The organism is Hymenobacter psoromatis (assembly GCF_020012125.1).
Taxonomy (GTDB): domain Bacteria; phylum Bacteroidota; class Bacteroidia; order Cytophagales; family Hymenobacteraceae; genus Hymenobacter; species Hymenobacter psoromatis.
In genome coordinates this window covers 4,641,585-4,662,902 of sequence record NZ_JAIFAG010000001.1, presented here as the reverse complement: position 1 = coordinate 4,662,902, position 21,318 = coordinate 4,641,585, and the positions used below count along the sequence as shown (strand labels likewise).

At 62.8% G+C, this 21,318-nt stretch carries 16 protein-coding genes; 2 read left to right on the top strand and 14 right to left on the bottom strand.

Annotated elements, in window-relative coordinates; genetic code table 11:
- Window positions 1-175: 175 nt before the first annotated feature.
- The 5 genes from lacZ to LC531_RS20195 form a co-directional block, all read right to left on the bottom strand.
- Window positions 176-3,409: a beta-galactosidase, LacZ type gene (gene lacZ / locus LC531_RS20215; RefSeq protein WP_223653515.1), complete on the bottom strand. Its 3,234-nt coding sequence runs from the start codon at window positions 3,407-3,409 to the stop codon at window positions 176-178.
- A 299-nt stretch (window positions 3,410-3,708) separates the two neighbouring features.
- Window positions 3,709-5,265: a DUF5597 domain-containing protein gene (locus LC531_RS22945; RefSeq protein WP_223653513.1), complete on the bottom strand. Its 1,557-nt coding sequence runs from the start codon at window positions 5,263-5,265 to the stop codon at window positions 3,709-3,711.
- A 21-nt stretch (window positions 5,266-5,286) separates the two neighbouring features.
- Window positions 5,287-5,448, bottom strand: coding sequence for a hypothetical protein (locus tag LC531_RS20205; protein WP_223653511.1), 162 nt, complete (start codon window positions 5,446-5,448; stop codon window positions 5,287-5,289).
- Between the two features lie 267 nt (window positions 5,449-5,715).
- On the bottom strand, window positions 5,716-6,495 hold the full coding sequence (locus tag LC531_RS20200; RefSeq protein WP_223653508.1) for a GH12 family glycosyl hydrolase domain-containing protein: 780 nt from the start codon (window positions 6,493-6,495) through the stop codon (window positions 5,716-5,718).
- 84 nt (window positions 6,496-6,579) lie between these two features.
- Window positions 6,580-9,150, bottom strand: coding sequence for a T9SS type A sorting domain-containing protein (locus tag LC531_RS20195; RefSeq protein ID WP_223653506.1), 2,571 nt, complete (start codon window positions 9,148-9,150; stop codon window positions 6,580-6,582).
- A gap of 298 nt (window positions 9,151-9,448) precedes the next feature.
- On the opposite strand from LC531_RS20195, the gene LC531_RS20190 reads away from it, so the two are divergent.
- Complete coding sequence (locus LC531_RS20190; protein WP_223653504.1) at window positions 9,449-13,714, top strand: hybrid sensor histidine kinase/response regulator transcription factor; 4,266 nt, start codon at window positions 9,449-9,451, stop codon at window positions 13,712-13,714.
- Between the two features lie 22 nt (window positions 13,715-13,736).
- Here the strand turns inward: LC531_RS20190 and LC531_RS20185 are convergent, their stop codons facing one another.
- The gene (locus tag LC531_RS20185; RefSeq protein ID WP_223653503.1) at window positions 13,737-13,970 is read right to left on the bottom strand and encodes a hypothetical protein; all 234 of its coding nucleotides are present in this window, start codon (window positions 13,968-13,970) and stop codon (window positions 13,737-13,739) included.
- A gap of 860 nt (window positions 13,971-14,830) precedes the next feature.
- On the bottom strand, window positions 14,831-14,992 hold the full coding sequence (locus LC531_RS20180; protein WP_223653502.1) for a hypothetical protein: 162 nt from the start codon (window positions 14,990-14,992) through the stop codon (window positions 14,831-14,833).
- A 128-nt stretch (window positions 14,993-15,120) separates the two neighbouring features.
- Here LC531_RS20180 and LC531_RS20175 point away from each other — a divergent pair, with 128 nt between their 5' ends.
- Window positions 15,121-16,296, top strand: coding sequence for a hypothetical protein (locus LC531_RS20175; RefSeq protein WP_223653501.1), 1,176 nt, complete (start codon window positions 15,121-15,123; stop codon window positions 16,294-16,296).
- A 62-nt stretch (window positions 16,297-16,358) separates the two neighbouring features.
- On the opposite strand, the gene coaE is transcribed toward LC531_RS20175, so the two are convergent.
- From coaE to nusB, 7 genes are all read right to left on the bottom strand, one after another.
- The gene (coaE, locus tag LC531_RS20170) at window positions 16,359-16,964 is read right to left on the bottom strand and encodes a dephospho-CoA kinase (protein ID WP_223653500.1); all 606 of its coding nucleotides are present in this window, start codon (window positions 16,962-16,964) and stop codon (window positions 16,359-16,361) included.
- Between the two features lie 123 nt (window positions 16,965-17,087).
- Complete coding sequence (locus tag LC531_RS20165) at window positions 17,088-17,570, bottom strand: hypothetical protein (protein ID WP_223653499.1); 483 nt, start codon at window positions 17,568-17,570, stop codon at window positions 17,088-17,090.
- A gap of 1 nt (window position 17,571) precedes the next feature.
- Window positions 17,572-17,904 carry a preprotein translocase subunit YajC gene (gene yajC / locus LC531_RS20160; RefSeq protein WP_223653498.1) on the bottom strand — a complete coding sequence of 111 codons (333 nt, stop codon included), beginning with the start codon at window positions 17,902-17,904 and terminating at the stop codon, window positions 17,572-17,574.
- 124 nt (window positions 17,905-18,028) lie between these two features.
- Entirely contained in the window at window positions 18,029-18,523 is a 495-nt protein-coding gene (locus tag LC531_RS20155; protein ID WP_223653497.1) for a DUF1573 domain-containing protein, read from the bottom strand.
- A 92-nt stretch (window positions 18,524-18,615) separates the two neighbouring features.
- The gene (locus LC531_RS20150) at window positions 18,616-19,617 is read right to left on the bottom strand and encodes an isocitrate/isopropylmalate dehydrogenase family protein (RefSeq protein WP_223653496.1); all 1,002 of its coding nucleotides are present in this window, start codon (window positions 19,615-19,617) and stop codon (window positions 18,616-18,618) included.
- Window positions 19,618-19,718: 101 nt separating this feature from the next.
- Window positions 19,719-20,027, bottom strand: a complete 309-nt coding sequence (locus LC531_RS20145; RefSeq protein WP_223653494.1) for a YtxH domain-containing protein — start codon at window positions 20,025-20,027, stop codon at window positions 19,719-19,721.
- Window positions 20,028-20,148: 121 nt separating this feature from the next.
- On the bottom strand, window positions 20,149-21,318 hold the full coding sequence (gene nusB, locus LC531_RS20140) for a transcription antitermination factor NusB (RefSeq protein WP_223653492.1): 1,170 nt from the start codon (window positions 21,316-21,318) through the stop codon (window positions 20,149-20,151).

The window sequence follows — 21,318 nt, the reverse complement described above, 5'->3', positions numbered from 1 at the left end:
GCACTAGGTGTACAGTTGAAAATTGGAGTAATCAGCCGCCCGCTGCCATTATTCACTTCCTGCTTCAGCCAGCCTAAACGGCGCAAGTCATAATAAGCGCTGCATTCCATAAAATACTCTATCTCGCGCTGGCATCGGATTTCGGTCATTATCCGGGCCTGACCCAAGCTGACCATCAACGCTGGCTTAGCTTTAGTTGGAGGCCGGGTTTGGGGCCGCGCCGAGCGCGCCTACCGAGCGCGCCTACCGGGGCGCTGCCGGGCGGGCCGCCCAGCAGGCGCATGGTGTAGGTATAAGAATACATCTTGTCGAGCAGGCGGTAGGGCGCGTGGGGCAGCGCGCCCCAGCTGTTGTCGCCGCCTACGCCGCGCTGTTTCAGGTCCAGTTGCAGGCACACGAAATCGAAGCTGCGCACATCGTCGGTATGCTGCTGCTTTTTGGTGAGGCCGGGGTCCAGAAACTCGGTGCGGGTGGGTAGGGCGCTGAAACCCAGGGCCTGCGCACCTTCGATGCGCAGGCCCTGGCCGGCGGCATCGGTGAGCGTTAGCCAGCGCACGCCGGTGCGGTAGCCGCTCTCCTGGGGCCGGATGTAGTTGGTGGTCAGCTGGGCACTAACCGAGTCGTGGTACACGCCCAGGAAGGCCGCCGAGTGGCGGTCGGCGTAGTTTTCCCAAGGGCCGCGGCCGTAGTAAGCCAGCTGGCCAAAGCGGGCGGGCAGCTCCAGGCGCATCCCGAAGCGGGGCAGCTCGGGCAGGTTTTTGCCGGTCATGTCGATGGCGGCCGTTACGCGCACTGCACCGTCGGGGGCAATGAGGTAGGCCACAGTGTAGGGCACGCCCAGGTCGGCCAGCAGGTAATCTACCGTAATGGGCAGGCCGGCAGCGGTTTGCTCGCCTACCACCACGCGCTGCACTAGGCGGTGAGCGTGGGCCGTGCGCCACACGCCGAGGCGCTCGGGCATGTTGTTGCCAAAGTCGTTATCAGTAGGCGCGCGCCAGAAATAAGGCTCCGGGAATTGGTCGATGACGCGCTGCCCCCTCCGCTCGTAGCGAATGAAGCGGCCGGCCTTGGTGTCAAACTCGCCGCGCACGTCGCCGGCCGCGAAGCTGAGCCGGTCGCCGGCCCGCGTCACGCGCAGCTCGCCAGCGGCCGCGACGGGGGTAGGCGGCGCGAAGTAGGTGGCCTCGGGCGTGAGCACAAACTGCTCGCGGGCCACCTCGTGGCCGGCCGGCACCGCCGCGGTGGCCGCTTTGGTATTGGCAAATACCTGGAGCACGTACTCGGTGCCGGGCGCGGCGGGCAGCGGCCCCAGCGGCAGCCGTACTTCCTGCTGCTGCCCGGCGGCCGGCCGGGCCACGAAGGTGCCCGCCTTGGCCAGCACCCCGTTTTTCAGCAGCTCCCAGCGGAAAGCGTAGTTATCTAAGCTACTGAACGAAAATCCGTTGAGCACCGTGAGGCGGCCCGTGGCGGGCTGGGCGGCGCTGAAACGGATATCCTGGTACACCTTCTTCACTTCCCACAGGCCGGGGTGCGGGGTGCGGTCGGCGGCCACCAGGCCGTTGGCGCAAAAGTTTTCGTCGTTCTGGCGATTGTAGCCGCCCAAGTCGCCGCCGTAGGCCCACCAGACGCGGCCGGCGGCATCGGTTTGGCGCAGGCCCTGGTCCACCCAGTCCCACACGAAGCCACCTTGCAGGTGCGGGCTGCTGCGAATAATGTCCCAGTATTCCTGGAAGTTGCCGGTGCTGTTGCCCATTGCGTGGGCGTATTCGCACATGATGAGGGGCCGCGTGCGGTTGGGGGCCGCCCCGTAGCGCTGCAACGAATCCAGGCCGGGGTACATCGGGGCGATGATGTCGGTATCCCAGTCGGCCCCGGCTTGTTCGAAGGTGACTAGGCGGCTGGGGTCGCGCTGCTTCAGCCAGCGGTACATCTCGTGAAATATTGGGCCGTTGCCGCACTCGTTGCCCATGCTCCAGAGGATAACCGAGGGGTGGTTTTTGTCGCGCTCCAGCAGCCGCTCAATGCGGTCGCGGTGGGCGGGGGCCCACTGCGGCAGGTAAGCGGGGTGCTGGGTTTTGTCGAGGCCCCAGGGCTCATCGCCCATGCCGTGGCTTTCAATATTGGCCTCGTCCACCACGTAGAGCCCGTACTCGTCGCAGAGCCGGTACCACAGCTCGGCATTGGGGTAGTGGCAGGTGCGCACAGCGTTGATGTTGAACTGTTTCATCAGCTCAATATCCTGGCGCATAGAAGCTTCGCTGATAACATGGCCCGTGTATTGGTCGTGCTCGTGGCGGTTCACGCCGTGCACTTCCACGGCCCGGCCATTCACCAGCAGCTGGCCATTTTTAAGCTCCACCTTACGGAAGCCGATGGCGGCCCCCGTCAGGGCCAGCGGGCGGCCCTGGGCATCGGCCAGCGTGAGCAGGCACTGGTAGAGGTTGGGCTGCTCGGCGCTCCAGGGGCGCACGTTTTTAAGCGTACCGCCGAAGGTGACGTGCTGAGTAGCCCCGGCCCCGAAGGCGGCCACCGGCTGCTGCTGGCGCAGCACGAGGCGGCCGGCGGCATCGCGCACCTCCACCGTGAGGCGGGCGGCGCGGGCGGCCGCGCTACCCCCAAAGCCGCGCAGCGTTACGTCGGCCCCAAACTGCCCGTGGCGGTACGTGGCGTCGAGGTCACTTTTCAGGAAGAAGTCCCACACCGTTTGGGGGGGTAGGGCACATAAGTACACCGTGCGCTCAATGCCGCTGAGCCGCCAGAAATCCTGGTCTTCGAGGTAGCTCCCATCGTGCCAGCGCGTTACCTGCACGGCCAGCTGGTTGGGTCCCGGCTTCAGGTACTTGGTCACGTCAAACTCGGCCGGCGACTTCGATGCCTTGGTCATGCCCACGCGCTGGCCGTTCACCCACACCACGGCGTAGCCCGTGATGGAGCCAAAGTGCAGCAGCACCTCGCGCCCCGCCCAGCCGGCCGGCACCGCAAACGTGCGCCGGTAGGAGCCCACCGGGTTGTCGCGCCCATCAATAAACGGCGGGTTGCGCGGGAAGGGGTAGATGATGTTGGTGTAAATCGGCACCCCGAAGCCCTGCATCTCCCAGTTCGACGGCACCGCAATGGTTTTCCAGGCGGCATCATCGAAGTCGGGCCGGGCAAAGTCCAGGGGCTTGTCGGCGGGCCGGCCCACGTAGCTGAACTTCCAGGGGCCGTTCAGGCTCTGATAGTAGGGCGAGCGGGCGGGGTCGGCGGCGGCCACGTCGGCGGGCGTGTCGTAGAGCATAAAGCTGGCGCGCGCCGGCTCCTTGTTTTGCTCAAAAAGCAGGGGGTTTTCCCATTCCTGGGGCGTGGGCTGCGCCCCCACGGGGCCGGCTAGCGCGAGCAGCAACAGGCAGAAATAACGGAAAGCAGTCATGTGAAATTAGCGTGGCTAAAAGTACCCTGCCGCTACCAAGTGCTAGGGGGGAAAAGGAGTTTAAAAGCGGGGGGTTATTCGTCGGGGTGGGGTAGGGCTTCCCAAAGGATTTGCTTAAAAACAAGAGTTAAAGCTGTTTAGAAATAACATAGAGGATAAAAAAGAACGTCATGCTGAACGCAGTGAAGCATCTCTACCGCTTCGTTGCAACGGCGCAAGTGAAGCGGTAGAGATGCTTCACTGCGTTCAGCATGACGTTCTAATAAATTGCTAAACGGCTGTAATTCCCCCCCCAAACCCTACCGGGTATATAGCCGCACCCGCACCACCTGCGGCACCGAGCTGAATTGCAGGCCCCAGTCCGTCTCGTCCCCATTCCAAATGCGAACGGGCTTGAAAACGCCGTTTTCGTACTGCCCTTCCTCCACCCGCATAAACTGCCAGGGCTTGCCGGCGGCGGCCCCGGCCGGCCGGAAATTGACGCGGGCGTAGGCCCCGGTTACCAGAAACTCATCGGGGCCGAGCTGAGCCAGCATGGCGCGCCCGATGGGCTGGGCGTTGGCCCCGGCTCCGGTGCCAACGCGCGGGCCGTAGGCCACGGTGGCATCCCAGCCGGCGAAGTGCAGGGGCGGCGCAAGCTGGGCCACGGCCGGGGCCGGCGTGGCGGTAGCCGCCGCCGGACCAGCCGCCGCATCGGGCGCTGCGGGGGGGGTAGGGGGCGCTTCGGCCACGGCCCGGAGCTTGCCCTCAAAGTTGAGGCGAGCCACCTCGCGGGCCATCGGGGCGAAGGCCCGGTAGTTGAGAGCGAAGGCGGCCAGGTTGGCGGCCGTGAGGGCGGGCGCGCCGGGCGGCGAGTCGGCAAAGTTGGCCAGGTCGAGCCCGAACGGCGCGAAGCCGATGGCCCCCAGGCCCAGCGCGGCGTAGAAGTAGCGGGCGTTGGCGGCCTGGCTGCCGGTTTCGGGTATCAGCAGGGCATTATCGGGCCGCTGGTACAGCTCCAGCACCCGGCGGTAGCGAGCATCGTCGGTCATGTAGATGTCGGGGGCCAGCAGGTCGAGGGCCGGGGCAGCGGCCTTCCAGATGGCCAGCACGTTGTCGGTAGGGTCGCCGCTCTCGTAGCTGGGTGGGCGGCTGGGCCGCAGCGGGTCGCGCAGGGCAGCGTTGGTGTAGAGGGGTAGCGGGTACACCGCCTTGCCCGCCGCGGCTACCTGCCCCACGAAGCGCCCGATAAACCAGGCGTGGAAAAACTCGTCGGCATCTTCCCCAAACACCGCTTGCCAGCTGCCAGCCCCGGCCGGCTTGCCGAGCGCCGCCAGCAGCCCGGCCGGCACCGGGGCCTCAAATAGGCGTTGGGCAGCGGGCGAAAAATCGCGCACGCCGCCCCAGGTACCCGGCTCGTTCTCCACCTGTACCATGATAACGGTGCGCGCCGGGTCGATGAGTTTCAGATGCCCCATGAAGGCGGTAAAAGCCCGAATATCGGCCGCCAGCGTGGCCGGGGCGTGGGGCGAGGGCGAGTCGAGGGGCTGGCCGGTGGCACCCACCACGTTGGGGTAGCGCTGCGGCTGGCGCTTCATCCAGGCGGGCGTGTAGTGGTTACTGCCGTTTTTCCAGGTGCCAAACCACAGCAGCACCAGGCGCACGTGGTGGGCGCGGGCCTGCGCCACCAGCCCATCGACCACCGAAAAATCGAACTTGCCCGGCTCCGGCTCCAGCTGCTCCCAGTACACGGGCATTTCCACGGTGTTGGCGTGCAGGGCCTGCATGGCGGGCCATACCACGGTGGGCAGCACCGCCGGCCAGGCGCTGGAATTGTGTATCTGCGCGCCCAGCATGAGGTAGGGCGCACCATCCACGAAGAGGGCGTAGCGGCCATCCTAGCGCACGAGGCGCGGTATTGGCGCGGGTTGCGGCGGCCCCGCCGCCCACGCGGCCAGGCCGCCGCCAAGGCTCAGCCCGGCCAGCAGCAGCACGCCTACCAGCCGCCGCACCCGCGCCCCGGCCCAGCCAGAAAATGAATGATTCAACTGCTTGACCATCTTTTGAAATTAAGGTTTATAGAACTTGCGCAACAGACGCTTGTCATTGCGAGCGCAGCGGGGCAATCTTTCCCTCACGCCAGGGTTACTAACCAGATGCCGAGGACGACAAGGAAAGATTGCCGCGCTGCGCTCGCAATGACAAGCGTCTGTTGCATGAGCCCTACTATGAAAGTCTCCCCGACCCTTCGGGGGCGCAAAAGAAACCAGCACACCCGCCGGCCCAAAGGTCGGCTGGTGTGCTGGCCAGTTGTTTTCAATAGGTGCTCAGATGCCGCTCACGCCGTAGCTGGTGGTTTTGAAGGTGCCACCAGCGATGATTTCCCAGCCCGCCTGGATGCTGGTCATGTAGTTGGCGTTGCTCATCCAGCCGCGAGCCACGCAGTAGTCGATGATGGGCTTCACGTCGATGCTCACCCAGCTGGTTTTAGTGGTGGGCAGGAAGGAAAACACATTGTCGCGCCGGTACACGTTCCAGGTTTTGCCGGCCAGGCTCACGTTGGAGGCATATGGTACGGCGTTGCCGCTGGCATCGTAGTTCGTCGCGATGGGGTTGGTATTCTGCCAATCGAGCCATATCATCAGCTCGTACTTGGCGGCGTTGTTACCGGGATTGGCCGAGGGGTCGAACCAGATATCATACGCCGCGTCGTAGGCTGAGCCCGACGACGACTGCGTGAACCAGGTATGCACGTTGCCGAGCGCGCTGATTTTCTTGGGTAACGCCGTGCCCGACGAGCACCCGCCGTAGTGGCAGCCGTAGACCACGGCCGGGTAGCCCTTGATACCGGTCGAAGTGTTGGTGTGCGTGGCCGTCACGCCCCAGTCGTTGATGCTGTTGAAGTAGATGCACTGCGAGCCGGCCCCGGCCTTGCTGGCCCCCCACTCATCGCTCATCATAAAATACTGCCCCGAATTGATGGAGCCACCGTTGCAGGACTGGGCATCCTGGACAGCCGGCGCGGCGGCGGTGGGCGCGTCCATTTTATCTTTGGCGCAGCCCGCCAGGCCGGCCGTAGCCAGCAGGGTCAACAAAAACTTCTTCATGGATAAGTGGAAAAATGAAGGGTGGGAGAAAAGGAGCGGCCCGCACGGGCACGAACTACAAGGAAAGAGCCGGCCACACGCCGGCTATTGCTTAACCACGCGGGTCACGGCGCTTTGCGAGCCGCTGGCTATCCGCACCACGTACAGGCCGGCGGACAACTGACTCAGGTCCAGCGTATAATCTGCGCGAGCTGCGGTGCTGGTGCGTACTATGGCCCCCAGGGTATTGATAACGGTAACCGTGCCGCCCACCAATTCGGGGGGTAGGCGCAGCGTGAGGCCACTGCCCGTGGGGTTCGGGTAGGCTTGCAGGCTGGCTTGGCCGCCAGCGGCCAAGCGGGTGGCCAGCGGGGTGGCCGGCATTCCGTAGATGATGCCGCGGCCGGCGGTGCTCATGTACACGCGGCCGTAGGTGTTGAGGTCGCCCATCACGAATTGCCCGTTGGCGGGGCCGCCGTACTCGTGGGCCTCGTCATTCACCCGCACCCAGCTCACGCCCTGGTCGTTGGAGCGGAAGATACCCACTACCCCCCCCACAACGCCGTACATGTAGATGGCCTCGTAGGTGCCGCCGGGCGCGGCCTTGCCGAAGCCCACCGCGTCGCAGCGCGTCACGCTGGCAAGCTTGGTAAACGTAGTGCCCGCATCAACGGAGCGCGTGAGCCCCCCGCCGTAGAGGGCCACCCACAGGTGCCCCTCGCGGCCCTGCACAGCCCGAATAATGTTGGAGCCACCGGCTGCCCCCACGTTGCCGGCCACGGCGAAGGACACGCCGCCGTCGGTGCTCACCAGCATATCGCCGGTGCTGGTATTGTGCAGGTAGAACTTAGCGGGGTTCACGGCATCGGCCACGGGGCGCGAGCTGGTGAGGGTGGTAGGCACGCCGGTGGCCTTAGTCCAGGTAGCGCCGTTGTCGGTGGTGCGGTACACGAAGGTGTTGTCGGCCACCGGGAAGCTGCTGCTCATGCCGTTGCTCGGGCTGTGCAGCAGCACAGTGCCATCGGCCGAGAGGGCCACCTGTCCGCCCGAGCCGTTCATGGTGGCCGTGCGCGTCCAGGTCAGGCCCGTGTCGGTGGAGTAGAGCAGCACCGAAGCCGAGGTTGCGTCGTTGCGGTAGCCTACCCGTGCCACATTAGTAGGGCTGAGCTTGGCAAAGTCCAGGCCGCTGGTGCTCCCGATGCGGGGCTGGTAGATGGGCGCGTACTGCGTCACGTCGGTGTGCCGGAAGCCGTCGTAGTCGCCGATGACGGAGAGCAGCGGCCCGCCGTTGGGCATACTCACCAGGTTCAGGGCCACGGTTTCCTCCAGGCCCTTCACGAAGAATTTCCACGTACCGGCCGTGTTGGTAATATCATCGTTGGCGTAGATGCCGTTGCCCGAGTCCACGAGCACACGGTTGGGTACGAAGGGGTCAAACTGGATGCAGGCAGCCCAGTGAATGGACTGACCTGGTATCCAGGTAATGCCGTTGGGGTCGAGGGTGAAGCCGCGGGCCACTATGTCGGTCCAGGTCGTGCCGCCGTCAGTGGTCAGATAAATCCGGTCGCCGTAGGGGCTGCTCGACGTGGGCCCCTGCTGCAAGTAGCTGTTGGTAGTCGAGATGATGATGCGGTTGGGGTTAGCATGGTCCACGCTGATACCGCCAAAGGCCCGGTTGGTGCCGGTAGTAGGCGTAAGGTTGGTCCAAGTGTCGGCGGCAATGTCATACTTCCAGATTTGGCCCGCGTCATAAGACTCGTTGGAGGCCGGCAGGGTAGCGGTGGCGGCAAAGGTGGTGCCGTAGGGCCCCGAGCCGTTGCCGTAGCTGATGTAGAGGCTGCCGCCCGCCTGCACGGCGCGCTGCGGCATCATGCTGGCCCCCAGGTTGGGGTTGGTCACGGCCGTGAACGTGGCCCCGGCGTCGTCGCTGCGGTAGAAGTTGGCCCCTACCCCACTGTTGCGCGACACGCCCGCAAACACGCGCTGCGAGGCCCCGCCCGCGGCGGCACTGGTATTATCAACCACCACGAAGCTCAGGCCATTGCCGTTGGGCGTCACCGTCACGGGCAGGTTAGTCAGGTTGGTCCAGGTGGTGCCCGAGTCGGTGCTCTTCCAGATGCCGTTGTAGCGGGTGCCGCAATAAAGGGTAGCGCTGCTGCTGGGGTCTACCTGCAGCTTCTCGCCGTTGCCGCGCCCGATGCCGTTGCCGTGCGCCTTGAACTGCGCCGTCACGTCGATAGTCGTGAACGTGGCCCCGTAGTCGGTCGAGCGCATGATGAACGTGCGGCCGTTGTTAAAGTAGCTGATGCCGCAGTAAGCGTATAAGGTAGCCGAGTTCTGCGGGTCGAGGGCCAGCGATTCTACCCCGAACATGCCCTGCTCCAGCTCCGAGGCCCCGTCCATGAGCGGCACCCAGCGGCCGGCGGCCGCGTCCCAGCGGTAGGCCCCGCCCACGTCGGTGCGGGCGTAGTAGAGGCCAGCCTGGGTGTTACTCATAATGAGGCCCGACACGAACCCGCCGCCGCCAATGGCGATGCTGTTCCAGGCATACTGCTCAGTCGTTTGGGCCTGCGCCCGCGGCACGAGGCCGCAGCCCAGGCAAGCCAGCAGGGTCCAAATAAATGCGCGGCGCAGCGAAATTTTTGGCCACTGAGGGGAGGTAAAGGGAAGTGCCATACGGTAGGTGGGAATGGTTGAAAGTGGAAAATGAAGAAGGAAAAACAGCGCAATCGTTTGCGTTAGTAGCCGCAGCGCAAGCCGCGGTAGCACTGCCTGATTGCCAGCGCACAACGCAAAGTCCCCGGATGAATTCGGTGTCCTAAAAGTACCAGGCTCGCCGGAAGCCGGCCGGGGGGTTTTCAGCCAAAAAGCGGGGGGTAGGCCGTCGGGAAGCCACAGCTGGTGCTGGTGGGCACTAGGTCATTTTCGGCTTACTTTGTATGGACCAATGCTAGTACCGTAATAGTCAGTATAGTTGAGCGCAATTCTGTATTTTCTGCTTGCGCGCGCCCAACGCGCGCCCGGGCCACGCTGGGCCGGACTGCTGGCGGGCGGGCTCTGGCTGCTGGCGGTGGTGGCTGTTGCCGCGTCCCTACCCCCCCGCCCGGCGGCCTTCCGCTTCGAGCACCTCACCGTCAACCAGGGCCTCGCGCATTCCGATGCGCTGGCCGTGGCCCAGGACCGCGCGGGCTTTCTCTGGATTGGTACTAACAAGGGCATCGACCGCTACGATGGCTACGAGCTGCGCCACTATGCCCTACCAGTTAACCCCCTCAACGCCATGCCGGCCAACCGGGTGCGGGTGCTACATCTGGGCCCCGATGGCACCCTGTGGGCCGGGGTAGAGAGCGCCGGCCTAAGCCGCTACGACGCCGACCACAACCGCTTCAACTTCGTGGACGGGCCCGCTACCCCCACGAGCCGCCTGCTGGCGCAAGCCACGGTGGTGTCGATTGCCGGCGGGCCGGGCGGGCGGCTGTGGGTGGGCACTGAAATCCACGGCCTGTTTGCCCTGCGCCTCGATGCGCGGGGCCACCTGCTGGCCCTGAGCCGGGTGCCCCTACCCGGCCCCCGGCCCGTGCTCGACTACCACGCCCGCGCCCTGGCCCTGGCCCCCGACGGCCGCCTGTGGATAGGCACCACCGGGGCGGGCCTACTGGTGCTCGATACCCGCGCGGCGGCGGCCCGCCCGGTGGCGCTGGCGCTGGGGTCCACCGTTATTCGGGCGCTGTGCCTCGACCGGCAGGGCGACCTCTGGGTGGGCACTGACCACCAGGTGCTGTGGCTGCCCCAGGCGGCCCGGCACACCACCGGCCGCCAGCCGGCCTGGCCGCTGCCCTACCCCTACGCCGACATCCAGTCGGTACTGCGCGACTCGTTTGGCCGGCTGTGGGTGGGCACCACCTATGGCCTGCACCTGTGGGAGGCGGCCGCAGCCGTCGGCGGCGGCCCGCCACTGCGCCTCGACCGACCCACTGAGTTCCTACCCCTCGATAATGACCCGACCAGCATCAACTCCGACCGGGTGCAGCAAGTGTTTGAAGACCGCGACCAGGTGCTGTGGCTGGCAGCCTCGGCCGGCGGCCTCAATAAGGTAGACCTGCGCCAGAAGCCCTTCTTCAACCTGCAGCGCCAGGTATCGGCCCAGCCCACGCTGGCCAACAATTTCGTCAACGCTATTTATGAGGAGCAGGCCCGCCATCGCCTCTGGCTTGGCACCCGCGGCGGGCTCTCGTGCTATAATCTCGCCAGCCGCACGTACCGCAACTACCTCGTGCCCGAGCAGCCCGGCAAGTCTACCGGCACCGACGTATCGGCCCTGCTCCAAACCACCGATAGCGCCCTGTGGGTGGCCACCATTAACCGGGGCCTCTGGCGGCTGCGCTTTCCCCACGGGCAGGCCAAGGCCGAGCTTACGCCCTGCCCCGGCGGCGGCACCGGGTACTTCGAGAGCCTGGCTCAGGACCGGTTTGGCACCGTGTGGGCAGCTTCTTTACGGGGTCTGAGCCGGTTTGGGGCCGATGGCCGGCTGCTGCGCACATATCGGGATAATGCGCTGCCCACCAGCCAGTTTACCTACCTGCTCTATGACCGGCGCACCGATGTGCTCTGGGCTAGCACCCGCAACGCGGGCCTGCTCAAGCTGCGCGTCACCCCCGATTCGCTGGTGCTACTGCGGCAGTTCCAAGCCAACCCTGCCGGCCCTACCGGCCTGGCCGTAAGCTTCGTGTGGCCGCTGCTGCTCGACGCCCAGGGCACGCTCTGGATTGGCACCATCGGCGGGGGCCTGCACCGGCTGGTGCGCAATGCCCAAGGCCGGGAAACCATCGAGCGCTACCACCGCTGGCTGCCCGAAAGCGACGTGGAGAGTATGCTGCCCGATGCCGACGGTAACCTCTGGATTGGGGGCACCGGCCTCTACCGTTTCACGCCCGCCACCCGCCAGTACCTGCGCTACGACGTGGCCGATGGCTTGCAAAGCAACGCCTTTAAGGTGGGCGCGGCCTGGGCCGCGCCCGATGGCACGCTCTATTTTGGGGGCATTAATGGCCTCACTTACTTTCAGCCCCGCGCCATTCAGGCCAACCCGTTTGCGCCGGTGGTGCAGCTCACCAGCCTGCGCCTGGCCAACAAGCCGGTGGCCGTGGGCGAGGTCGTGCACGGCCGGGTGGTGCTACCCAAGCCCCTCACCAGCCCGCAAGCCATCATTATCAAAGCCGCCGAAAATGACTTTTCCATCGGGTTCGTGGCCCTCAACTACGCCAACCCCAACAAGCACCGCTACGCCTACCGGCTGGTGGGCTACAACCCGGACTGGGTACCGGCTGCCCCCGGCCAGCGCACGGCCAGCTTTGCCAACCTGCCCCCCGGCGACTACACCTTTCTGGTGAAGGCCAGCAACGGCGAAGGCCGGTGGTCGGCCCAGCCCGCCACGCTACGCATCACGGTGCTGCCGCCGTGGTGGCGCACCTGGTGGGCGTATTTGCTCTACGGCCTGGCCGCGCTGTCGGCGGTGGCCCTGTACCGGCGCGTCGAGATGGCCCAGCAAAAGCTGAAAAACCAGCTGGCCCTGGAAGAATACCGCGTTGAAAAAGAAAAGGAGCTAACCGACTTGAAAATCAGTTTCTTCACCAACATCAGCCACGAGCTGCGCACGCCGCTCACCCTCATCCTGGGCCCGATGGAAGAGCTGGTGAGCCACCCCGAAAAACTTAGCCAGGCCGGCGAAAAAGTAGCACTTATGCACAAGCAGACCCGCAAGCTGCTCGACCTGGTAAACCAGCTCTTGGATTTTCGCCGCGCAGAGGGCGGCCACATCCCCCTGCGCGTCAGCCACGGCGATATTGTGGGTTTTCTCACCGAGATTTTCTTGATTTTCAAGCTCAAAGCCGAGGAAAAAGGCATTGCCTACACCCTAGAGGCCCCCGCCGAAGTCATTCCGCTCTACTTCGACCGCAACAAGCTCGAAATCGTGCTCACCAACCTGCTGGCCAATGCCTTCAAGTACACCGAGGCGGGCGGGCGCGTGCGGGTGGCCGTAGCCGCCGTGGGCGACCCCGCCGCCCCGGCCCTGCGCCGCAAAAACAAGTTGCTGAATAACTACCTGGAAATAAAGGTGATAGACGAAGGTATCGGCATGGCCCCCGACGACCTGCACCGCATATTCGACCCGTATTTCCGGGTGGCTTCGGCTCCCAACCAGCCCGTGCCGGGCACCGGCATCGGGCTGGCGCTGGTGAAGCAGGCGATGGAGCGGCACGCCGGTGAGCTGGAGGTGGCCAGCGCCCTAGGCAGCGGCACCACCTTCACGCTGCGCCTGCCGTTTGGGCGGGCGCACCTGGCCCTCAGCGAAATAGAAGCCACCGTGCCCGAAGACGTGCTGGCCACCGCTCCGCCGCTGGCCCCTACCCCCTCCTTAGTGGCCGAGGCTCCACTGCTGGTTCCTGCCAGCCCCGCGCTGCTACTCATCGTGGAAGACAACGACGAAGTGCGCCACTACCTGCACCAGCTCTTTACGCCCGATTTTGAAGTGGCCCTGGCCGCCGACGGCGTGGAGGGCTGGGAAAAAACCCTGGTCCTACTACCCGACCTGGTTATTTCCGACGTGATGATGCCGCGGCGCGACGGCCTGGCGCTGTGCCGCCAAATCAAGGAGCACCCCAAAACGGCCCACATTCCGGTGATGCTGCTCACGGCGCGCACCGCCGCCATGCACGAACTGGCCGGCCTCGAAACCGGGGCCGACGACTACGGCGGCAAGCCCTTCAACCCGCAGGTGCTGCACGCTAAAGCCCTGGCTTTGCTCAATAACCGGGGCAAGCTGCGCGAGTATTACCAGCGCCAGCTGCTGCTCGAACCTACCCAGCTCGTTATTCCTGATGCCGAAAAGCAGCTGCTCGAAAGCGCCATGCGCATCGTGGAGGCCAACCTCGACAACCCGGACTTCGGCGTACCTATGCTGGTGCGCGAAATGAGCATGAGCCAATCGGTATTCTACCGCCGCATCAAGAGCATCACCGGACAGTCTGTGGCTGAGTTTATTCGCGATGTGCGCATGAAGCGAGCCGCCCAGCTGCTGGCCACTGCTGGGCTGCGGGTTTCAGAAATCGCGTATCAGGTGGGCTTCGAAGACGCTAAGCATTTTCGGGAGGCATTCCGCAAGATTTACGACCTCTCACCCTCCGAATATGCGGCCCGGCATCGGCCCGCCGTGAGCAAAGGCCCTGCAAACGGTGCTTAACGCGGCTAGCAAAAAACTGCCTCTACGCCCTATACAGCTCCTGAAACGCCTCGGCCCGGCTGATTTCGCCGTTCAGGTAGCGCTGCAGGCGCTGCTGGCTGCCCGGCCGCGGTGCTTGGCCCCCAAACGCCTGGCACAGCAGCAGGTTCTCCACCTCGCGCAGCCGCACGGCATACGCCTGCTGCTCGTCGGGCGACTGCTGGGAAACCGCCGTGAAATCAAATTGCAGTCCGGAACTCAGGTAGTTTAAAGCCATATACACATAGCAGGTTGGCAGAGCGAAAGGAAGAGGCTGGCTTCGGCAAGGGGGGTAGGGCCTGGCCACCAGCGGCGGGCACGAGCAGCAAATGCCTATTCTAACTGCCTACCTAGCCAGAATAGTATGCTCTCACGCCGGGCAAACGGCATTTTCTCCGTAAATAGAGGGGCCACGCTACCAGCGTGAGCGGGCCTTGCCGGGCCAGCGGTGCGGGGCATCCGGGGCCGGACCGGCAGGCTAGCGGCGGCAACGCCACACGGCGCACAGCGGTCAGAAGCAGCCGGCTGGGCAAAGACCCAGCCGGAGAGGTAAGCTTGTTTCATGGTAGAGTAGAGTAGCGCGAAAGCCGGCCAGCTGCTCGGTGAGCAGCCCGCGGCGGCATTGTTTCCCCTCGGTGAAGAGCGCTTACCCGCTGGCTTGCGCACTGCTGGCAATTACCGGCTACTTACCTGAAGAAAAACAACGGGGTAAAAGTAGGTTGTTTACCGCGCTACCCTGGCGGATATAGCCGAATGAACACTTTGGGTAGCCAGACAGAAATGTGTGCTAGCTGAATAAAAATTTGCACTTTACAAAGAGGCGCTGCCAAAGTGGGCTATTGTATCATCTAAAACTTGCGCCGCTACCAGCGGCCAGTACCTAGAAGGAACCGCCTACTTCCGCAATAAAACCTTATTTATTCTTAGGAAAATACCTGACGTTGTGCCAGATATCGACTAAGTTCGCGCTGTTTCCCTCTACTAAAAAAGCAGAAAATGCCTGGCTCTACCCCCTCATTTCTCAACGTGGGCCCCGCTGCTTTCGCGCTGGTGCGGCCCTCATTTTTCCCGATTAGCCACCGCTATATCGCCTGGCTCTTAGCGCGCGGGCAGGGTGCGGGCGGGGGTAGCGGCGTTCTTATCGTGGGCCGCCAGGTATTGGTGGCGCCATATTACCCAGGCCAGGCCGATGGCGGCAGTCAGCACCAGCAGCGTGTAGACGATGCGGTCTTGCCGAAACAGGATGTCGGTGCGTTTCATGGGCAAAGAAGGTGCTGGTGTAAGCCGCTCCCTTAACGACTTCTTTCCCAGCGGGGTTGCCCGGCCCACTGGCGGGTCAGCGCGGGCGGTAGCTAGCGGGCACGCCCCAGCCGCGCTACTTTTGCCCAATGCCTTTGCTCGAAGTTACTACCCCCCCGCAGCAGCAGCAGTTCTGCGCGCTGCCCCACCGCCTGCACCGCCACGAGGCGGCCTACATCGGCGCGCTCGATAATGAAATCGACGCCGTGTTTGACCCGGCCAAAAACAAGCTCTTTGCCGCCGGCGGCCAGGCCCGGCGCTGGCTGCTGCTTGATGCCCAGGGTACGGCTATCGGGCGCATCGCGGCGTTCGTCAATCCCCTCACTGCTACCATGATGGATGCCTCGCTGCCGGCCGGCGGACTGGGTTTTTTTGAGTGCATAAACGACCAGGCGGCGGCCAATGAGCTGTTTGACGTAGCGACGGAGTGGCTGCGCGGCCAAGGGATGCTGGCCGTGGATGGACCCATTAATTTTGGCGACCGCGACCGGTTCTGGGGCGTGCTCATCGATGGCTTCGACCGCGAGCCCAACTACGGGATGTTCTGGCACCCAGCCTATTACCAGCAACTATTTGAGGCGTATGGCTTTCAGCTTTACTACAAGCAGTATACCTGCTGGCGGCCGGTGCTGCTGCCGCTACACGCCAGCTTTTACCAGAAGCTGGTCACCTTTCAGGCCGATAAGCATTACCGCTTCGTGCACGCCCGCAAGGCCGATACGGAGAAGCTGGCGCAGGATTTTCTATATATCTACAACCTGGCCTGGGGCGGCCATTCGGGCGTACAGCCCATGACCATCGTGCAGGCGCGTGCCATCGTGCACGAGATGGGGCCGGTGCTCGATGAGCGCTTGTTGACGTTCGCGTATTATGACGACGAGCCCATCGCCTTCTTTATCAACATCCCCGAGCTAAACCAGATTTTCAAGCACGTCGGCCACCGGCTGGATGCGCTGGGTAAGCTGCGCTTCGTGTGGGAGCGCTGGCGCTACATGCGCCGCAAAGACAAGAAGCTACTAGGCATTCTCTACGGCGTAGTACCCCGCTTTCAGGGCAAGGGGGTAGACCAGGCGCTGGTATCCTGGACGCAGGAGCCGTTCAGCGCGGTCGGCTACAAAAATATCGAGATGAACTGGATTGGCGATTTCAACCCCCGGATGCTGGTGACCACCCGCAGCATCGGGGCTAAAATCATCAAGACCCACGCCACCTACCGCCAGCTATTCGTGGACCGGCCCTTCGAGCGCTACCCCATTATTAAGTGAATTTAGAACCGGGAATGAGAAATGAAGAATTGCGTTTAAAGACGTACTCAACCACTAATTCCTCATTCCAAATTCTTCCTTCTAAATTGCTTGTCAAGGGCCAGCACCTGGGGTAGCACCAGCTGCGAGTCGTCGTTGTATATCACGTAGTCGGCGCGCGCCAGCATTTCTTCCTCGCTCAGTTGCTTGGCCATAATCGCCTCTACCTCGGCCGCCGAGCGGTGGACATCGCGCTGGCGCACGCGCGCCACGCGCACACCGGCCGGCGCAAATACCGCGATGATGCCATCGAGCCCGCGGTAGGCCCCCGACTCATAGAGCAAGGCGGCTTCCTTGAGCAAGTAGGGCCGGCTGGCCGCTGCCTGAGCCGCCGACCAAGCCGCAAAATCCTTGCCCACGCACGGGTGCACCAGGGCGTTGAGCCGCGCCAGCTGGGCCGCGTCATTAAAAGCCACCCGCGCCAGGTAGGGCCGGTTGAGCTGCCCGGCCGCGTCATAAGCTTCGGCCCCGAAGGCGGCGCGCAGCTGCTCGCGCAGCCTGGTATCGTGGGCCATCAGCCACTTTGCCCGGCCGTCGGAGTCATACACGGGTGCGCCCAGCGCAGCAAATACGCTGGCTACCACACTTTTACCCGAGCCAATGCCGCCGGTAATGCCGATGCGAAGCATACCTTTTTAATTAAGAATGCAGAATAAGGAAGTAGGAATTGCTCTTGACGTAACGAAGCTTTTTAAAATTCAGGTTGGAATTAAGAAAACGGTCTTTCTAAATACCAAGCAGTTCCTACTTCCTTATTCTAAATTTTTACTTCCTTTCAAAGAGTCGCCGCCTGGCACCAGGTAGTAGGTGGCCGAGTCGGCGGGTAGGCTTACCAACAGTACAGTGCCCAGGGCACGGCGCAGCGGGGGCCGCAGGAGCGAGCGTAAGGGCGGCGTACCGGGCAGCCGTAGGCGCACGTCGGCCGGGGGCAGGTGCATCCCGAGGGCGCGGCTCAGGAGCCGCCAGCCATTGCCGCGCACCTCCACGGGCACGGTAAGGGGTAGGGGGCGGGCGGGGTGGTAGCGCGCAGTATTGTAGCGCCAGCTAATAGGGTAATTCAGGGGTGCGACGTAGCTTTTACTTAAAGCACGCAGCATCCATAAGGTACTGGCTATTAAGAAGCAAGCCGCTACTACGCGGTAAAAGCTCGGCTCCTTGCCCACCAGCGGGCGAAGCAATCGGCGCAGCACCTGCACCAACTGGCCCCGGCCGGCCGGGGGCGGCGCGGGCTGCATGCTAGCTGTTGGCGATGGCGGGGCTGTCGGCGGTCGTCGTGGCACCGGCTACCCGCGCTACGGCGCTGCGGTCGAAGCGCAGGCGCTGGCCGCGCTCTACTTCGAGCAACACCGTTTCGGGGCCTACCTCCACCAGCGTACCGTGCATCCCGCCAATGGTTACCACGCGGGTGCCCTTCACCAGCGACTCGCGAAACGTCTTGGCATCCGCCGTTTTGCGCTGCTGCGGCCGAATCATGAAGAAATACAGTACCAAGCCAATGGCCACCGGGAAAACCAGCTGCATAATGCCGCCCCCGGCCGCAGCCTGAAGCAAAAGAGTAAGAAAAGTCATGTGCTTGATGGACTAATGTTTTAATGTGCTGATGTGCTGACTTTTAATGTGCTCATGTATTAAGGTATGGAAACCAGCGAAGTAGCTGCCTTTTCTCTCAGTCAGCACATGAGCAAATCAGATATCATTTAATGTTGCCTTTAATATAAATCGTGGTGATGCCGGGCTGGGTATTGGCCCGCACGCTTACCTGCTTACTGATGAGCCCTTGCTTGCCGCGGCTATCAAACTGCACTTCCATTTCGCCAGTGCTGCCGGGCGCGATGGGCTCCTTGGTCCAGCTGGGGGTAGTGCAGCCGCAGCTGGCCGTAGCATCGGCGATAAGCAGCGGCGTTTTGCCGGTGTTGGTGAACTTGAACGTGTGGTGCACCTTGCTATCGGGCTGAATATCGCCAAAGTCGAACTGGCTTTCCGCGAAGGTCAGCACTGGTGCATTAGGATTCGGGGCCTCGGTATCGCTGGCTACGTTGGGGTTGTCGATAGTGGGGTTGGCCTTGGCATCGGCGGCGGCCGCGTCGGCGTTCATGCCCTGGGTGCCTGCCTCGGTAGTTTTGTCGCGGTTGCAGCCCAGCAGCAGGGTGGCCGTGAGCAGGAGGGGGTAGGCGGCGTGGCGTAGCATATTTTAAGCTGATAGCTTCTAGCGGGGCCCCTTGAGCGGCCCTTGGCTACTAGCTTTCGTTGGGGGTAATCTATTACCAGACAAGCGCCGGCTTACAGTTTCTCTATGACAAAGCTGGTAAACTCCCGCGTGGAGGCCCGGCCGCCGAGGTCGCCGGTGCACTGCTCCTTGATTTTGAGCGTCTCGTTCAGGGCGTGCTCAATGCGGGCAGCGTGCTCCTGTTCGCCCAGGTGCTCCAGCATCATCAGGGCCGAGCGCAACAGGGCGGTGGGGTTGGCCTTGCCCTGGCCCGCAATGTCGGGGGCCGAGCCGTGTACGGCCTCAAAAATGGCCATGTTATCGCCGATGTTAGCCCCGCTTACTACCCCCAGCCCACCCACGAGCCCAGCGCAGAGGTCCGACAGAATGTCGCCAAATAGGTTAGTCGTCACAATCACGTCGAACTGCTGGGGCTTGACTACCAGCTGCATACACATGTTGTCAATAATACGGTCGTCGTAGAAAGTGACCTGCGGAAACTCGGCGGCGGCTTCTTTGCAGGCGTCGAGCATCAGCTTACCGGCACTCTTCAGAATGTTGCCCTTATGGGCCATCGTCACGTGCTGGCGGCCGTGCTTGGCGGCGTAGGCAAAGGCGGCGCGGCAAATCTTGCGGCAGCCCACCACCGTTATGCGGCTAATGGAATCGGCAATACCCAGGCGCTCGTCCATGATTTCGAGGCCCGCGTACAGCCCCTCGGTATTCTCCCGAAACAACACTAGGTCAATACCTTTGAAGGGGGTAGTGATACCCTCCGTCGTCTGCACCGGGCGCACGTTCTGGTAGAGGTCATACTTCTGGCGCAGCGTGATATTGACGCTGCGAAAGCCTTTGCCAACCGGCGTGGTAATGGGTCCTTTCAAACCCACGCGGGTGCGCTCCAGCGAGTCGAACAACGACTGCGGCAGCAGCGCGCCCTCACTTTCGAGCGTTGTGATGCCGGCGTTATGCTCTTCCCACTGCACCGGCACCTGCGCCGCGGCAAAAATATCGAGGACAGCGCGCGTAATTTCCGGACCAATGCCATCGCCGGGCGTGAGGGTTACGAGGTGCATTCTTTCGGTAAATGAATAAGTGAGTAAATAAGCAAGAAAGCAAGAAAGAATAAAGAATTTAAGTATAAATTACTTACTTTTTTATTCAACTTACTTACCTCTTACAGCGTGCGGCGCGAATTAATCTGACTGATAAGTTGGTCTACGTCGCCGAGCAATTGCTCCGCCTTGCTTTTGGCATCCTGAATCACGCGTTGGCCTTCGCTCTTGGCCGAAGAGGGCGCGTTGTCGCGGCCCGTCACGAGCCCTTCGGTAAGGTCGGCGAGCACCGAGCGGTATTTTTCCAGCTGGTAGCTGAGCCACGAACGGGTTTCGCGGCCGGTTTCGGGGGCGTATAATAGGCTGATGGCGGCCCCAGCGAGGGCCCCGCCCGTGAAGCACAGCAGTCCGGTGGTTGTTTTGCTAGCCATTCTTTTTTGGTAATTAGTGATTAGAGAGTAGTCAACATTTAATAAGCAATATTTACTGTCTTTCCGACCGTTAAGCTATTGAAAAACAGTAAACACTACTCACTAAACGTTAACCACTAATTTACTGATTGTCGAGTAGACCGCGGCCCGATTTGCGGATTTCGCCGCTGGCAGCCAGGTCCTGGGCCAGTTTATCGAGTACCCCATTTACGAATTGTTTGCTCTTGGGGGTACTGTAAAGCTTGCTGATTTCGATGTACTCGTTGATGGTCACTTTCACCGGAATGCCGCGGAAGAGCTGCATCTCGCAAAGGGCCATCTTGAGAATAATTTTATCCAGCAAAGCTACCCGCTCCACATCCCAGTTGGGCGTCGAGTCGGAGATGAGTTTTTCCGACTTCGCATCATCAGCCAGAGTTTGCTTATAGAGCGTTTCGGCGAAGTCGCGGTCATCCTGCCAATTGGCGCTCAGGTTCATTAGCTCCTGCTTCTCATCGGCGGGGTAGGGCAGCATCTTGAGCGTTTTAAGCACCAGGTTGCGCACAATGGGCCGGTTTTCCTCCCAGTTCAGGTCGTTGCTTTCCAGCCAGCGGGGTAGGGCTTCGCCCTTGAATACGAACTCCTTGTAGAGGTGCCGCAGCAGCTCCATATCGGTATCGTAGTCGGTTTCGGCCAGGCCCGTGTTCTTGCCGGCCAAGTAAGCCTGCACGGTTTCGTTGGGCTTGATTTCCTTCTGCCAGGCTTCGCGCAGGGCTTCCAGTTCCTCGGCATCATCCCATTGCAGCTTGCGCCGAATGGTAGTTTGCAGCAGCTGCTCGTTCTCGCGCAGCTTGGCGAAGGCCGCGTTATCGAAGAGCCGGGCCGTACCCGCCGCCTCAAAGCGTGGGCCGGTGAAGCGCCGCGCCTCGCGCTCATTATCCTCCGTAATAATTTGCAGCAGCGCCGGCGGCAGGTTTAGCAGGTGCAAATACTGGTCGTGAATGCTTTCGGCCCCGTGCAGCAGCTGCCCGCCGTAGAAGCCGGCCTCCTTTTGCACCTGCTTTTGATAATACTCCACGGCCGACTGCACGGCGCTGGCCACTTCCTGGTCGTCGGAGCCCGATTCGGGCATTTCGCCGGTGCGGTGCCACTCGCGCAACTGCGCCTCGCCCAGCTTGCGCTGGCCTTCGAGCAGGCGGCGGTCGGGGGCCTTATCGGCCATCAGGTCGGGCTCAAAAGCTGCCGCAATGCGGTCCTGCGCCAGCAGCAAATCGGCCGCGACCGCTTGCTGATAGGCGTAAAGCGCCTGCAT

Coding starts and splice junctions, on each gene's coding strand:
- LC531_RS20155 (WP_223653497.1), bottom strand. CDS start 18,523: ATGCTACGCCACGCCGCCTACCCCCTCCTGCTCACGGCCACCCTGCTG.
- yajC (WP_223653498.1), bottom strand. CDS start 17,904: ATGACTTTTCTTACTCTTTTGCTTCAGGCTGCGGCCGGGGGCGGCATT.
- lacZ (WP_223653515.1), bottom strand. CDS start 3,409: ATGACTGCTTTCCGTTATTTCTGCCTGTTGCTGCTCGCGCTAGCCGGC.
- LC531_RS20175 (WP_223653501.1), top strand. CDS start 15,121: ATGCCTTTGCTCGAAGTTACTACCCCCCCGCAGCAGCAGCAGTTCTGC.
- LC531_RS20145 (WP_223653494.1), bottom strand. CDS start 20,027: ATGGCTAGCAAAACAACCACCGGACTGCTGTGCTTCACGGGCGGGGCC.
- LC531_RS20205 (WP_223653511.1), bottom strand. CDS start 5,448: ATGGTCAAGCAGTTGAATCATTCATTTTCTGGCTGGGCCGGGGCGCGG.
- LC531_RS20165 (WP_223653499.1), bottom strand. CDS start 17,570: ATGCAGCCCGCGCCGCCCCCGGCCGGCCGGGGCCAGTTGGTGCAGGTG.
- LC531_RS20185 (WP_223653503.1), bottom strand. CDS start 13,970: ATGGCTTTAAACTACCTGAGTTCCGGACTGCAATTTGATTTCACGGCG.
- nusB (WP_223653492.1), bottom strand. CDS start 21,318: ATGCAGGCGCTTTACGCCTATCAGCAAGCGGTCGCGGCCGATTTGCTG.
- coaE (WP_223653500.1), bottom strand. CDS start 16,964: ATGCTTCGCATCGGCATTACCGGCGGCATTGGCTCGGGTAAAAGTGTG.
- LC531_RS20150 (WP_223653496.1), bottom strand. CDS start 19,617: ATGCACCTCGTAACCCTCACGCCCGGCGATGGCATTGGTCCGGAAATT.
- LC531_RS20195 (WP_223653506.1), bottom strand. CDS start 9,150: ATGGCACTTCCCTTTACCTCCCCTCAGTGGCCAAAAATTTCGCTGCGC.
- LC531_RS20200 (WP_223653508.1), bottom strand. CDS start 6,495: ATGAAGAAGTTTTTGTTGACCCTGCTGGCTACGGCCGGCCTGGCGGGC.
- LC531_RS20180 (WP_223653502.1), bottom strand. CDS start 14,992: ATGAAACGCACCGACATCCTGTTTCGGCAAGACCGCATCGTCTACACG.